Here is a 15,360-nt window from a genome sequence, read left to right as displayed (position 1 = left end):
CTTTTGCCCGTGCTTACAGTATTGCCGCAGCTAAAGCACCAGACTGGCAAGGATTCACTACCTTTCATAATTTAGCTGGTGGAGTCATGGAAGAACTCAAGCTGCATGAAGCTTATGCTACTCAATGGGGGGTTAATTTGCGTGATCTAGAACCAGGATTTGCCACCCGACGCTACACTGACTTTTTGTTAGCTACTGCTTGGGGTGGGGACGTGGGTTTAACTGCTGCTGCAATGTCCCCCTGTATGCGTCTGTATGCTTTTTTGGGAACCAGTTTGGCGGTTAATGGTATTCCTAATCATCAGTATTCGGATTGGATTCGCACTTACAGCAGTGTCGAGTTTCAACCGTTGGCACAACAATTAGAAAGTTTAGTTGACAATTATGCTAGTAATTCGTCTGTAGTTCACTCAACATATCGCTATGCTATGTTCTGTGAACGCGACTTTTTTCAAGCAGCTTGGATTAATTGAGGAGTGGTTATTCCGATGGTGGAACGCTTACCTTTTGGCTGATTTTCTAACCTGACTGTGTTTTGATTAAGGTAGACAACCAAAACCATATATCATGTCCACTAAAGTTCATTTAGTTACTATTATTGAAAATGTTACCTTGTTGGTATTCTACACAAACTCGAATTGTTGGCAGTTCCGGTTAATTAGTGCTGGTGGTGAGGTGTTTGGAGAACGCAAGCTTTACTACAGTCCAGAAGCCGCCGAGAAAGCCGGACGGGAATGGATTGATCTGGGCTATTAAGCTGTTATAACAATTTTATATGATGCTCTACAGAATCTTTAAATCCATTAATTTATCCATCTTTATGTGCGGTTATTTTCTGGAAATCTAATTGTATACAATTTTATATTAAATTGATATTATACCAATTTAAATGGATTACAAAAGAAGGTAACAGGTAACAGGTAACAAATAAAAAACTTTAGTTCTGAGTTTAGAGCTTCGGTCAAAAAAAAGGATATTTTTACAAGATGCGTAGTACGAAAAAAAACAGTGTCATTATTTCAATCTCATATTTTTAAACATGAGTTTTTTCTGTTCCCTGCGATGCACTGAGCTTGTCGATAGCGAAGCGTGGCGTTAGCCATAGTGTTGCCCGTTCCCTGTTCCCTCTGAACAATTATCAATTCATAAACTCCCTAAAACCTCCAATTTCTCCCGCCAATTTTCATCATAGCGCAGGGTTAATATCTGATATCCAGCATTGTATCTCAGATTATCTCTCTCAATTTGGTCTTGCTTTTTCTGTTCAGGACTATCATGAACTGAACCATCACAGAAAATAGCAGTTTTTTCATCTTTATAAATAAAATCTGGTTTACAATTGGCTTCGGGAATTAATTCCTGGGCTGTATCAGGTAGTTTATAACCCCGTTGGTAAATCTCTTGTAAAACTTCTCGTTCAAAATCAGAGTTTGCATCTGTTTGTGTGAATAGTTCCTGATATTTTTCATCTCGAAATACACCGGATATTTCTACTGTACTTGCTTGCAGATCATCGAGTAAAGGTTTAATCAGATGACGATTAATCAAAGGATGGTCAAATTGATTTCTGTAGGAAAGTAAGCATTCATAGCAAGCTTGGACACAGCTATCTTTAGGTGTTTTAAAATGACAGATATCTAAGGCTGCATTGGCGATTTTTTGAAAAGCATTTGGTTGTTGGAGTAGTTGAGATAAAACTCCTGCACCACCTTCTGATGCTTCCCAAAATAAAAGATATTTTCCTTCTCCTAATCGTTCTGAGTCTAGTTCATCTGGTTCTAATTTATAAACTGCTTGAATTGCTGTTTCTAGGATGTATTGGAGTGTGGCAATAAAGGCTTCTTTATTGTCTTGGGGAACACTCAAGGGTTCAATGACGAGAATATTACAAGTGTCATCTACCATTAAATTAACTTCAGTATGTAAAGTTTCGGCAGGTAAGTTGGTTGGTGATAAATTTGTTTTTAAATCTCCCCAAAGTCCTGTTTTGATATCTAATTTAAAACCTCTTTCTTCGGTGTTTTTCTTCAGTCCCCGATTAATCCGCCATAAGGTGGCTGTACTACCATAGGTTAATTTGAATAGTGGTGTATGATCTGCTGCTAAAACTGTAGCAGATTCTTGTTTTTGGGCGGCATAGCGGAAATGGGTAGTGATGTTATAACCGTATTTAAGTCTTTCTTCTTCGTCGCAGGTGATCCTTTCTCTTCTGCGAGTGAGGGCGGTATCCATTGCGAGAACACGACTTAGTTCAGAAAGATTTTGATAGGCATCTGGTTTGAACTGTGTACCGCAGTTTTCACAAGTATCACGACTCAAATTATCTGTATGGAAATAACCGCAGTTAAAACAACATTTTACTCGTTGGTACTGGCTATCAATTCCGCCGACAGGAATTTTGGTTTTTGACACCATGAATTTACTACCTTCATAGTAAATAATATTACTGGGTGCAAATTCCCGTAAAGCGACAACACGAGGACGGGAGATAAATTCACCACCGTCATTAGTGGGAATATAAGCCCTCACAGGTAAGCGGGGGAAGTTAAACCCTGGTAAAAATCCTTCAGCAGCGAAGTAGCGGTAGGGATAAAATTCAAATTCGCTATTACTTTTACCTTGGTTGAGTCCGACTAATAAGCTTCTTTGTCTTAATGCTTCTCGTTCCTGGGCTTTGGCAATGTCATTTTCTTCTTGGCTGACATAGCCTCTAGCATGACGGTCTATGATGTTGCGGGCTTTCTCTAATTGGATCACGGCTTCACGGTATAGTTCCCGCCAGCGATCGCATTTTCTATCCAATTTGTTCAGTGCATTCTCTATGGTAAATTGTAGCCAATTCACAGAATACCAAGAGGCTTTTTGTAAATCAGTTTGGCAAAAAGTATCTGCAAGTATTGATTGAGTGGCTTTTAAACACGACTCTAATTTATTGGAACTCAGTATCAATTGTTGACGAATGCTGTCTTTGAGGGGATAACCATCAACATCTAAATCGAGAATTTTGTTCATGGAGTCATCTAAGTAAACTCCCGTATGTGCCAGCCAGATAGAATATACGTGAGATTGGACTAAATCTTGATTGGCTAATTCTAGTTTGGGTGGTGCAACAGCCCCAGCTACCATCTGTTCTTGACGTTTAAAGAAATATTGATCATGTCCACTACCAATGGCCGCATAGGTAATAACTAATGCTTCTTGTCCACTCCGTCCAGCCCGGCCACTGCGTTGGGCATAGTTAGCCGGACTGGGGGGAACGTTCCGCAAATGGACAACGCTGAGGTCAGAAATATCAATTCCTAATTCCATTGTCGGGGAACAGAACAAACTGGCTAATTCTCCCTTTCTAAACATCTCTTCTCTTTCTTGACGTTTTTTGGTTTTGACTTGTCCTGTATGTTCTCGCCCTTCCATTGTTTGAATTTTTTGGGCATTGCTTTGATAAAATTCTTGAAAGAAGCTGTTAACAGGTCTTTTTGCGTCTTCCTGCCCCTGTAACCGCTTAGATGAAAGAGGATCAGAGGGAATTTCAGTTAATGTTGTAAACTTCCATACCAAGGAATTGATTTTTAATTGAATGCCATTTTTCGTAGTTAAAAACCCAGCATCAGCTAAAGCCGCAACGAAGGTACTAATTAAACTATTGTACTCTGTTTCTGTTAACAATTCACTGCGTAATGACCAAGCTTTAGGAGAGCGTAAAAATCTGCCAATTTTACTTCTAATTGTTAATTTTACCTTAGCTTTTTTGTCCGTATTACTGTCAATAGTTGCGAACTCTGCAAAATTCAACTTTTCTTTTTCATCAAATACCCAAGGTTCTTTAATGGCTTGAAAAACATCTCGAAATAAAGAGTCTCTATTATCATATTGGAGTAATTTAGTATCAATAGCTAATTCCCGACGGAGATGATTTAATAAAGCTTGAGCAGCAATAAATTTTTCTTCAGGGATAGCTTGTAATAAAACCGGATGACGATGTTTATTCCAAATAGCCTTATCTGCACAGATATCTTTTAAACCATTATATTCAATTACCAAAAGTCCGCACTGTTCTAAATTAGGTTGAACAATGCGCCATCCTCTGCGTAAGTCTTCGTAAAGACGATATTCAATTAATTCTTGAAAAGCTTTTTCGTTGGATTGTTTACCTGGATTAAATTCTGCCACTTCTTTGGCGTAAGCTGCTTGTTTTAGTCCCATTTGTTTAATAACTTCGCTGACTAACTCGCTGTGGGTGAGTTGTCCTTTATTTTGTAATGCACCTAATAAAGCAGCCCGTAAAAAACTGGTTTGGACAAAATCATTAAAATGCCCCGCTTGTAATGAGGCATCTTGGCGATTATCGGTGAAACTGAGAATTTTGGCGGCTTGGGCTTTTTCGCCTGTGAAAACTTGTTTGAGGCGGCTGACAGTGGATAAACACAGCAGGGTTGTAGCGGTACTGCGTCCTTCACTGCTGAGGCGGGAAAGTTTGGTAAATTCGTTTTTGTTACCGTCGTGGACAACTCCACAGTTGAGACAAACACGAAATGGACGGGGGATAAACCAACAGGTTGTTCCCTGTAAAATTGAGGTTGTAATTTTCCCGTTGGGGAGAATTTGTAATTTTTGGGGAATGAATTTAGCAAAGTCTGTTTTAGGATATCGTCCTTTCTTTTTGCTTTCGTTAAACCAAGAATCAGGAAGTCTTTCTTCATCTTTATAAGAGTCCCAAAGTTCTGGTTCATCTAAGGTTAAATAACCTGCTCGAATATCAGCATATTCGGGACTCATATCTAATGCTGTGGGCAGTTGGGGAAGGACTATTTGTTTGTCGTTATTGTAGTTGGCTACATAATAATCTTGTCCGCATTCTCGACAAAAGACGAGAGGATAAAGTAAACGGTTTTCTGTGGTGGTATATTGTCCTTCTAAGGTGAGAAAGCGTTTTTCTGGAGTTTCGATAGTGGCGTAAACACTACCACCTTGGGAGATAAATTGATGGAGTCGAAATGCTAATCCTTTGGTTGTGCTTCCCCAGAGGAACATTTGTTTAAGGACATTGAGATATTGTTCGTAGTTTTGCTTGACTGCATTCTCATCTTCTGGTGTTAAAGTGCAACTACTAGCCAATATTTCTGCACCAGATTCTAAACTTATGGGTGTACGTCGGACAAGATGACCTTGTTTATCTTCTAAACCAAAGGTCATTTCTATCCAGTAACTCAGGGGATGGTTTTGGAAGTTTTCTAATGTTTGTTCTGTCTCTGGTGGTAAACCTTTTTCAATGCTTTCTCGGAGTTCTTTTATCGTCGGTTCAGTCAGTTTTATAGACCGTTCTAAGGTTTCATCTATGACGTTATGGGGTTTAATTTCGACACCAAATAATTTACTCGCAACATCTGCTACTACTTGACGGCGTTCTGTGCGTGTTCCTTCTGTGGACATGGTAGCACTTGTCCCAATACATAATAATTTTTGTCCACAACGTTGGCGGAGTTTTCTAATTAAAATGGCTACGTCTGCACCTTGTCTACCGCGATAGGTATGGAGTTCATCTAATACTAAAAATTTTAATTCTGGAGAAGCAACAAGTTTTTCTTCATGGGTGCGGGAAAGCATTAATTCCAGCATCACATAGTTAGTTAATAATATGTGGGGTGGGTTATTTTGAATTTCTGTTTTTGTGGTTAAACTTTCTTGTCCTGTGTATTTAGCAACGCGAATATGGGTGTTAGAAACGTTATTGAGAAATTTCTTGATTTCTTCTTCTTGGGAGTTAATCAGGGCGTTCATGGGATATACTAATATTGCCCTGACTCCTTGAATTTCTGGATGACGGAGTAAGTCGTTAAAAATGGGGACTACATAGGTCATGCTTTTTCCAGAACCTGTACCTGTTGTTAATACATAAGGTTCTTGTTTTTCGGCGGTTTCAAATGCTTGTTGTTGGTGATAGTGGAAGTGAAAGGGTTTGCCGTTTTTAGAGAAGTATTGAGTACATTCAGGATGTAAAATACCGCTATTTACTAATTCGGTAACTGTTGCACCAGGGCGATATTTGGGGTTAAGTTGGACGAGGGGATTTGTCCACAGTTGTCCTTTTTCAAGTTCTTGATTGACGAATTCTCTAACTTTAGTATCACGGATTTTTAAGAAGCTTTCTATATAGCGGCGATAGTCGCCGATAATTTCATTACGGAAGTTAAATATATCGAGAGAATCGGGAATTGATGATTGGTAATTGGTAATTACGGAAGATTTGGGGGTACGTCCTAAACAATGATCTATATATTCACAAAGTTGGATAGCAAAGGTTTCTGTGAGGGTGTTAGGATTAAAGATTTCTGTTAGTTCTTGATAATCCCATGTTTGGGGAATATGGGTGAAAATTAGGTTTAGTTGTTCGGGGGTGAGTTCAGCAACATTTGTACAGTCAACTAATGCTAATTTTTGTCCCATGAGGGAACTAATTGATAATATTGCTGTTTCTGGTTGTGGGATTAGTTCTTGGAGTTTGACTGGGATTTTCATTGTCTGAATCAGGATTTCCAGGATTTAAGGATTTACAGGATGTTATTGATAAATAATTGGTGAATATTTAAGATTATAAAATACCGTTATTCTCATAGGCAACTAATAAAAGCAGATAATATAAAATTCTTTACATTTATTTTTTAAATTTCATGCCAAAATCTCTATTTTTTATAGACAATAAAACACTTACATCCTGTACATCCTTTAATCCTGGATATCCTGATTCAGACAATTCTTTATTTACTCATTTATATGCCAATTTTCTAAAGAAAAATCCCATGCTTGTTTAATTTTTTGAAAATCGCTATCACGAGAAACTACAATTAAATTATTTTCTATAGCAGTAGCAGCAATCCATAAATCATTTTCACCAATACCTAAATCAGTAATTTTTGTTTTCCGGCGTTTATTTCTTTCCTTTGGTGCAAATTTATCCATAATTTTTGCTTTCAGTTTTGCATAAATATGGCTGACGCTATCATTTATATCATAAATAGAAATATCTGCTATAAAATCTTCTATAATCCGCAAATTATCTGCTATTTTTTGAGAATTTTCGGCCATATATAGTAATTCTCCTTCAGTTACTACCGAAATAGCTAAATTAGATTCTCCAGCACTTTTCGCATGATCTATAATGAGAGAATCACCAAAAATTAAAGCACTACAATGGTTAGTATCAAGTAAATACATAAAACTCTATATTTAGATTAATTAATTAATTAATTGAATTATTGATTTTACTAAAATTCCGCTACTCCACGGGAATCATAAACTGCTTGTAAACAATCTTTAAGATCATCACCCTGCCATTTACCAGCATGGCGTAAAATTGATTTACCTGAACCTGGACGTTGAGGTGGTTTTGCTTTTTTAGTTTTCATGTTTTTCACCATCATTAGCAATTCTGCTATTTGTGCTTCTGTCATGGTTTCAATTTCTGCAACTAGTTCTTCTTTAAATGTCATTTTTGTTTCTCCTATATCTACAAAACTTTAATATTATATCATATACAATTTTCAATTACCAAACACCACACTACAAATATCAAAATTACATCCTGTAAATCCTTTAATCCTGGATATCCTGATTCTGACTATTAATTACAAATTACATTCTATCCCAGGCTTCTAAGACTAATCTTTGGGTTCTATATTCCCCAAATCGCTTGGTTTCATTGTTCTTTAAAACTCTAAATGTTTCACTGGGAAAATCTGCACCATAGACATCAGCAGGATCTAATATATATCGTAGTTCATCGCGGGTGAGTTGGTAAAGTTTGGCGTAATATGCGTCTAATTCGGCTCGAATTAAGGCGCGTTTGTTGGGATTCCAAATAAAAGGTTCTCCGTTATATCCCATGTCTAAAGCGAAGGGTTGCATATCCCAGGATGTGTACACTAATTCGAGGACGCGGGGGGTGATATATTCTATGTCTTTTTGTGTGTATCTTTCTGGAGGAATAACGGGGAGTTGTTTGACTATGAAAAAGTTCATGTGATTTCCACCAACTTTTTGACGAGCAATAAAGTCAAATGTTAATGAACAAACATTAGCTATAAAACAATTAAATAAATTAATATATTTAACATTTAATAACAGCAATGGGGCATTATTTCCAATACCAACTTTTGGTAATATACTAAATATAGATGTGCGTTCGTTAACGGCTAAAGTAATGTCTCGGAAACAGAGAAGCCAATTTTTATGCCATAGATGACTTAATTTTTTATCAACTTCTTTTTTATCTACCCAATAACGAGGTTGAATAGTAAAATCTGTATTTTCCTTCATTTCTGCTGTTGTTTGTGGAAGTCTACCAGCATTTATATCAGCTTGAGAAGCATTTTCATAACTTGAGAAACGATGATCATAATGCCAAAACATTTTCGCTTCATATAATGGTACTAAATCTTTACCTAGTCCATTTTGAAATAACCCACTGTCACTAGACATATTAAATAAACCTTGCATAAATGTAATACCCCAAGGGTTAATTCCAGTTTGCTCATTTTCTAAAACTGGTACATTTTGATATATCTTTTTAGTTAACTCTGCATCTTGATTAGTTCTAAAAATTGGACAAGTGAGAGTATTAGGATTAATTAATGCAATATCTTGGGGTGAAAGATTAAAATGACGTTGTAAATTATTAGTATCTGCAAAGTAACGACAGAAAAATACAAAATCTGTTTGTTGAACTTTTATCTTTTCACCAGCAATAGTTAGAGTACAAAATTTAAAAGCATTATGAACTGATTGAAAAATAAAAGCCTCATTTTCAAAACCTATTAAACTTGTTAAATTCTGCTTTTGAATTAAATCACCAAAAAACTTTTTACAAGTATCATCAGTTGCGATACCTGTAGGAACAATTACCCCAACCCTACCATTACCATTAATTAAATTTCTTGCAGTTTCCGCAAACACTGAATAAGTATTAATTTTACCCACAGCAGTTAAAGGAAATCTCCCCCCCTCTCGGATAAACTTATTTTGAGCATCAGCATCATGTTTAGCATCTTCAAACGCTTGTGCTAAAACTGGATTTTGCTTAGGTAATTCTTTAATCAACCTTTCCCGCGCTGCTTTATTTGGTGCGTTAGCAATTTCCAAATTACGAGAAGCAAAAAACTCCTTTTCTGCAATTTGTAGTAATTCCCAAGGAGGATTACCCAAAACACAACTAAAACCACCATCTTCAAACACTTCAGGAAACTCTAAAGGCCAATGAAAGAAATATTTTTCCTTTGCTAAATTATTCGCAGCTTCAATTAACCCTTGTAATTCGTAATTCGTAACTCGTAATTCGTAATTAGAATCTGAATTAAGAACCTTTTGCACTAACTCACGTTTTAACCGGTTTAAAGTTTCTGTTGTGGGTAATAACTGTAAATTATGTTCAGTTAATGGTCTAAAAAATGCCGAAGTCCATAAATTACAAGCTACATATTTTAACCACCAATGATTATCTAAAAGATTATCTTGATATTTTCTCTCTTTTTCTTTAACTTCCTGGGGTGTATTTTCGGAAAAGTCCGCTAATTCTTGCCATAACTTCGCAAAGATGTAATTATCATCAGCAGAAGTTTCAAAAATAGATAATTGTCCTTGGGTTTCCCGTTCTTTTTTATTCCGCTTCTTAAAATCAGTCGCTAATTTCTTATCATCACCAGTCACCGCTTTAAAAGCATCATCAGGAATACCTGCATCTAAACAATCTAAATCCAAAACACCAACGAGAGAATTACCGCATTTTATCCGATGATCTAAAAAGTTCAAAGGTTTACCAGTCGCAAAACCTTCAATCCATAAAGCCACCTTACACAAATCTACCGCTAAAGGGTTCAAATCTACGCCATAAATACAGTTTTGAATCACATCACGCACCGCTTGACGTAAAGGTTCTGGTGCTGGTTGAGATTCCCCTGTTCTCACTTTCGCTAATTCCTTTCCTATGCGTCTTGCTGCTGCTAATAAAAAATGTCCAGAACCACAAGCAGGATCTATGACTTTTAAACTTAATAACGCTTGTTCTTGGGCGGAAATGACCTCTCCCCCAGCCCCTCTCCTACCAGGAGAGGGGGGTAAGAAATTCTCTCCATTTCCTTGTATTTCATACTCCCCATTCCCTTGTAGGGAATGGAGTTGGGGGGTTAGGTTCTTTAATTTCTCCTCAATAACTGGTTCTAATGCTGTCTTAATTAATTGTTGGACAAGTTGGGGAGGTGTGTAATAAGAACCTGTGGTTTTTCTATCACTTCCAAATACTAAATTAAACTCATATATGCCTTGATTTTGTTTAATTTGGGGGTGAAAATCTAATAAACTTTCATAGACACTTCCCAACTCTTCTACATCCAAAGCCGCATAATTTACCCGGCGAATTTGTCCTTTATCTTCATACAAAGATAAACAACGAATAGCAGTTAATAAATCATAATTATCAATACCACAATCATCTAAATCCGTCAAAGTTTGTGAACCAAATAAATCACCGTTTAAAGGCGATAAACCTAACATTCGTCCGCGCCAATTTTCATCAAATAACTTAAATGTCACCCGTAAACCTTGCCAAATATCTTGAAATCCTTCCCGACGATAGCGGGGACGTTCTGCTAATTCTCTCAACCGTTCAATACTGTAATATTCAAGATAAATTCTCGCTTTTTCTGTATCTTCTCCAATTAATAATAAGTTGCGAGATTCAGCCACCATTAAGAATAATAAGCGATAAATTAACCGCAATAATTGACGATAATAAGTTAATTCGTGATTCGTAATTTGTAATTCGTAATTATCGGAGCATTTTTGGCGGAGACTTTCACTATCACGATGTTGAATAAAGCCATTTCCTAACTGTATCAAGGCTTTTTCTACCCCGTCGCGCAGTCTATCCCGGACTCTTCCCCCTTGTTGGATACTCTCTTGATGGTAATATTCCAATAAGCATTTATCCGCATCATCGGCAGTTTCTGGTAAACGAGAACGATGGAAAAGCCGATAAAATAAGCCAAATTCGGCAAAGTTCTCACCGTTGAGAATCTGCTCTAAGTCAAATTCGATATAAGTAAGGCGAGTCATTAGGGAAGAGTCGCGTAATAACCGCCAGCGAAAACCATTAGTTGCGATCGCCCAAAGATGCTCTGTCTTGTTAAGATATTCCTGTACTAAGCCATGTGCTGATAACCGAGGAGTCCCACTGGGAGGACGTTTATCAATATCCAACCGACAACCAATAATATGAATGGGGGGATAATTCGTAATTGGTAATTCGTAATTCGTAATTGAAGAGTCGGATGATAATACAGCGCGATGGGAAATGGCGTAGGTTTGCCCTTCTACCACCTCAGCTTTAGCGGTATATACGGGAGTATATCCAAGACTTTTTAACAGCAGCACAGCCATTTCACGGGTGATACTGGTGGCAGTATCTTCCGCATCCAGCCTATTTAATTGGCGTTGAAAAGATGCCCAATAGGCTTTTGCATCACCCCAAGCGATCGCAATTTCATCTTCTAATTTATCAGATTTAGGTAATCCAAAATCCGCCGGTGTTTGTCCTTTGATATTACCGGTTAATAGTTCGGTGGTAATATCTGCTGCGAGTAAGTTGCCTTCAAATTGTACGCCAATCATAATATTTTTCTGAATTAGGATTTTCTGGATTTAAGGATTTACAGTATTGAATATTTTTGTCTGAATCAGGATGTCCAGGATTTAAGGATTTACAGGATGTTTTTGGTATATTGTCTGTGAATATTTGAATACCATAAAATACAGTTAAACCAATAGTAAACAAATAACAGCAGATAAGTTAGTAAATCATTTATATGTCATCTTCAAATCTGTATTTTTTATAGACAATAAAACACTTACATCCTGTACATCCTTTAATCCTGGTTATCCTGATATGGCTTGCGCCACGCTACGCTATCAGACAATTAAGAGCTATTTTTGCGGTTTCCTGGCTGTAAAATATACACACCCAACAAATCCATCGGTAATTGTGGTATTACCTGAACCTTGCCCTCCTGAGTAATTGCCCGTACACGCTGATGGGATTGGGATAAGGAGTGCGATCGCTCTTTGGCAAATAGTTCTAAATCTGTTTGCAACTCATCTAACCGATTCAACAACTCTTCTACCTCCTGTTTTTTCAGTCCCGCAGGAGCATCAGCGACCGGGTTAGCTTGTTCTAACAATGCTTTTGCTTCTTCTGGTGCTAACCACATCGGATTTGAGGGCGGTCCGGTAAACCCCACTACCGCACATTCTTCTCCTAACAATTCATGATTACGCTTGAGCGTATCCCCACCTTGAGCTAAAGCCCGACTACTAACTTTTTGTGTCAACAAATGTCGCAATCTTAACAACAATAAAGTTGTCCGTTTAGTTACAGTATCTGTAGTTGTAAACCCGCACCTCGCCGCCAAAGGTTCTGGGGAATTAACCAAAGCTTCTTCGATAATATGACGCGCCAAACCCTCCACCAAAGGATGATTCCGTCCTACATATTCCACCCCAAACGGTGCAGGTGTGGTAAAAGTAATTAACCGTTTTTCATTCCCTAAAGTGGGTTGTAAAAAATTAGGAATTGACGGTAATAACCATCCTTGTTTTTTCTCAATCAAGGCACAATTTAACTTTGCACAAGCATTATTCACAAACCTGAATACATCCTCTTCACTACCGAGAATTTGATCAGATTCCATCAATTCCTGTTCTACTTCCGTTGGTTTAATTGCCTTTTGTGCAAAGCGAGTCCGGCTGATTTTTTCCCGTTCTACAGCCTTATCCCATTGTTTATGCACCTGTTCAACGGCTGATTCTCCCTCATCTAATAAATCCAATAATGACAACTGCTGCGCGTCTGTACTCTTATCAAATAAAGATTTAAACACCGCTTCAGAAACAGTAGTGCTATCCATTGGTACAGGAACAGTAATACCCAATGTCTTATGTATTTGCACTGCTTTACGAATTAAAACTTCTAAAACTGCCCCATCTACGGGATTATCCTGACCATAGAGTAAACAACTTTTTACCTGGGTTGCTACCTGTCCATAGCGGTCAATGCGTCCTTCTCGTTGTTCTAATCTGTTAGGATTCCAAGGTAAATCATAGTGAATCACCGCACTAAAATGAGACTGTAAATTTACCCCTTCACTCAAACAGTCAGTAGCAACCAGCACCCTTTGAGGATAGGATTTCAACTCATTTAATCTAATTTCTCGTTCATCTTCCGACTGTTCCCCTGTAATGGCAATCACCCGAATTTGCCCACTTTTCTTTTCTAATTTCTGTTTCAGGGCATTTGCCAAATAATTAGCCGTAGCAATGTAGCGACACCAGATAATCGGGTTGTAATTATTTGCGAGTAGGGATTGAATATAATTAATACAAGTTTGTAACTTTTGATCCTTATTCCCCTGTAACTCTGCCGCAGCTTGGATAAAAGTCCGCAGCTTGCGTTTATCTGCATCCCCATAACTTTGCTTTCCCTGTTCTATTACCACAGTGGGAGCAGCATCTACAGCTTGTTCCTGGTCTGTGGGATCATAAACATAAGAAATCATCAAATCTTCATCCAAATCAGTCAGCAAACTCTCGTCGCTGGATTTACTAACTTGACGGCTTAATGTGGCCACAGCCGCAGCCGGAGAAGACATCACACAACGAATTAATGCCAATGCTGACCAATAACGTCCCCGGCGTTGGGCATGACTCATTTCTGCGGTAGTAGTTTTGACTAAACCCCGTGCAAAGTTATAAACTTCTTCAAAAAGCTGTTTATATTCCTTGGATAATTTGTAGGGTTCTTCGTCTGACTTGCGTTCAGGAAAAGGCGTTTCATTCCCTAACCATAGTTTCACATCTGCCCGTCGTCGTTGGATAAAATGACTGGCTAATGTATCTCGTTCTGGTTCTGTCAGTTTGTCCAACGTTAAATTTTCAAACTCTGGCTGGAGTAACCCTAACAATGACAGGAAAGATTCTTCAATTCCACTATGGGGAGTAGCCGAAAGTAATAATAAATGGCGGTTTTGTTTTTGGGCAATCTGCTGAATTAATTGATGTCGTTGCTGTTGGGATGTACCCTTACTGCTAGAACGGGTACAAGTATGTGCTTCATCAACAATGACAAAATCTGGACAGTGGGTAATAAAACTAGCTTTACGGCGTTCTGCTTTAGCATAGTCCAGACTAACAATTATGTGGCGATAATAACTAAATACATGAGAACCGTTAGGTATTGCCCGTTCTAACTTGGAAGCTGTACCAGAACGGACTACCACCGCATCGATATGGAATTTTTCTCTTAATTCTTGCTGCCATTGCTCACATAAGTGAGGAGGACATAAAACCGCTATCCGTCTCACTTCCCCTCTATCTAGCAGTTCACGGGCAATTAAACCAGCTTCAATGGTTTTACCAATACCCACATCATCAGCAATCAATAATCTCACTGTTTCTAATCGCAGTGCCATCAACAAAGGAACTAGCTGATAAGGACGAGGACGCAATGACAACCGACCCAAGCAGCGAAAAGGACCCGCCCCACTCCGTAACAGATGCCGGGCTGCATCCATCAATAACACGGCTGCTGTGTGGTCTTTAATACTGTCAGCAGTAGGCAGGGGAAAGGTTGCAGGTGCTAGATTTTCTAAATTTAACTGCCGATAAATCCCTACCATTTCCTCTTCGTGACCACTGAGAGGACGGAGACGAATCAGGTCTTGATTTTCATCTGGCAGCACTACCCATTGCCGACTGCGGCAACTGACTATAGAACCGGGGGTGGGGGTTAAAGTATCTGTCATCGTTTCGCTGTGTTGGCAAAGTTAGCAATGTAAACCAGGGAGAAAGGATACTTCTTAACTACCTGCTAGTTTATGTTATATTAATGACTATCAATATTACTGTTTAGTATAAAGCCATTTAATCAAGCAAATGCAACTTTATTATAAAAAGTGACAATTTTTACTTCTTTGATAAAAACTGTAATATTTCCACAAATATAGTCCAGGAAGGTAAAATCTGACTATGTAAACTTTTGATAAATTAAGAAACCAATATAACCTGGTATTTACTCTTAGTAGTGCTAATTGACACAGCTTACTTGCAATGGAGTATAAAATATGTAAACCTGCTATGACTGCTATGTTTAGGGGTTTAGTATTTATTTGACACCAAGAGACAGAGCGTAGTGATCCGAAGGTAATGATCTTTGAAATATTGACTATACATAAATTATAGAGATTTAGGTAGTCGGGAAACTGTTGATAAATTTAAAATTACCTAAAATGACTGAACAACAACCCATACAACAGAAAATTC

7 protein-coding genes are annotated in these 15,360 nt (G+C 37.9%); 2 read left to right on the top strand and 5 right to left on the bottom strand.

Annotated features, from left to right (window positions below; translation table 11 throughout):
* Window positions 1–473, top strand: a 473-nt coding sequence (locus FJR05_RS03975) for a TenA family protein (protein WP_168642902.1), incomplete at its 5' end; no start/stop codon positions are given.
* 94 nt (window positions 474–567) lie between these two features.
* Window positions 568–756 carry a hypothetical protein gene (locus tag FJR05_RS03970; RefSeq protein WP_168642901.1) on the top strand — a complete coding sequence of 63 codons (189 nt, stop codon included), beginning with the start codon at window positions 568–570 and terminating at the stop codon, window positions 754–756.
* A gap of 387 nt (window positions 757–1,143) precedes the next feature.
* On the opposite strand, the gene FJR05_RS03965 is transcribed toward FJR05_RS03970, so the two are convergent.
* The 5 genes from FJR05_RS03965 to FJR05_RS03945 form a co-directional block, all read right to left on the bottom strand.
* Complete coding sequence (locus FJR05_RS03965) at window positions 1,144–6,516, bottom strand: DEAD/DEAH box helicase (RefSeq protein ID WP_168642900.1); 5,373 nt, start codon at window positions 6,514–6,516, stop codon at window positions 1,144–1,146.
* A gap of 243 nt (window positions 6,517–6,759) precedes the next feature.
* A complete protein-coding gene (locus FJR05_RS03960) occupies window positions 6,760–7,212 on the bottom strand; it encodes a type II toxin-antitoxin system VapC family toxin (RefSeq protein ID WP_168642899.1) in 453 nt (150 codons plus the stop codon).
* Window positions 7,213–7,262: 50 nt separating this feature from the next.
* On the bottom strand, window positions 7,263–7,487 hold the full coding sequence (locus tag FJR05_RS03955; RefSeq protein ID WP_168642898.1) for a hypothetical protein: 225 nt from the start codon (window positions 7,485–7,487) through the stop codon (window positions 7,263–7,265).
* Between the two features lie 142 nt (window positions 7,488–7,629).
* Window positions 7,630–11,658 (bottom strand): Eco57I restriction-modification methylase domain-containing protein, encoded by a 4,029-nt coding sequence (locus FJR05_RS03950; RefSeq protein ID WP_168642897.1) that lies wholly within the window; start codon window positions 11,656–11,658, stop codon window positions 7,630–7,632.
* A gap of 305 nt (window positions 11,659–11,963) precedes the next feature.
* Complete coding sequence (locus tag FJR05_RS03945; RefSeq protein WP_168642896.1) at window positions 11,964–14,843, bottom strand: helicase-related protein; 2,880 nt, start codon at window positions 14,841–14,843, stop codon at window positions 11,964–11,966.
* Window positions 14,844–15,360: the final 517 nt, after the last annotated feature.

The sequence above is a fragment of the Dolichospermum sp. UHCC 0259 genome (genome assembly GCF_009711935.1).
Lineage (GTDB): Bacteria > Cyanobacteriota > Cyanobacteriia > Cyanobacteriales > Nostocaceae > Dolichospermum.
Note: the sequence above shows the minus strand (reverse complement) of the source record. Positions and strands in the feature narration are given on the sequence as shown.

Excerpts from the sequence above, each read along its gene's own strand:
- FJR05_RS03970 (WP_168642901.1), top strand. The coding sequence starts at position 568 with ATGTCCACTAAAGTTCATTTAGTTACTATTATTGAAAATGTTACCTTG.
- FJR05_RS03965 (WP_168642900.1), bottom strand. The coding sequence starts at position 6,516 with ATGAAAATCCCAGTCAAACTCCAAGAACTAATCCCACAACCAGAAACA.
- FJR05_RS03960 (WP_168642899.1), bottom strand. The coding sequence starts at position 7,212 with ATGTATTTACTTGATACTAACCATTGTAGTGCTTTAATTTTTGGTGAT.
- FJR05_RS03955 (WP_168642898.1), bottom strand. The coding sequence starts at position 7,487 with ATGACATTTAAAGAAGAACTAGTTGCAGAAATTGAAACCATGACAGAA.
- FJR05_RS03950 (WP_168642897.1), bottom strand. The coding sequence starts at position 11,658 with ATGATTGGCGTACAATTTGAAGGCAACTTACTCGCAGCAGATATTACC.
- FJR05_RS03945 (WP_168642896.1), bottom strand. The coding sequence starts at position 14,843 with ATGACAGATACTTTAACCCCCACCCCCGGTTCTATAGTCAGTTGCCGC.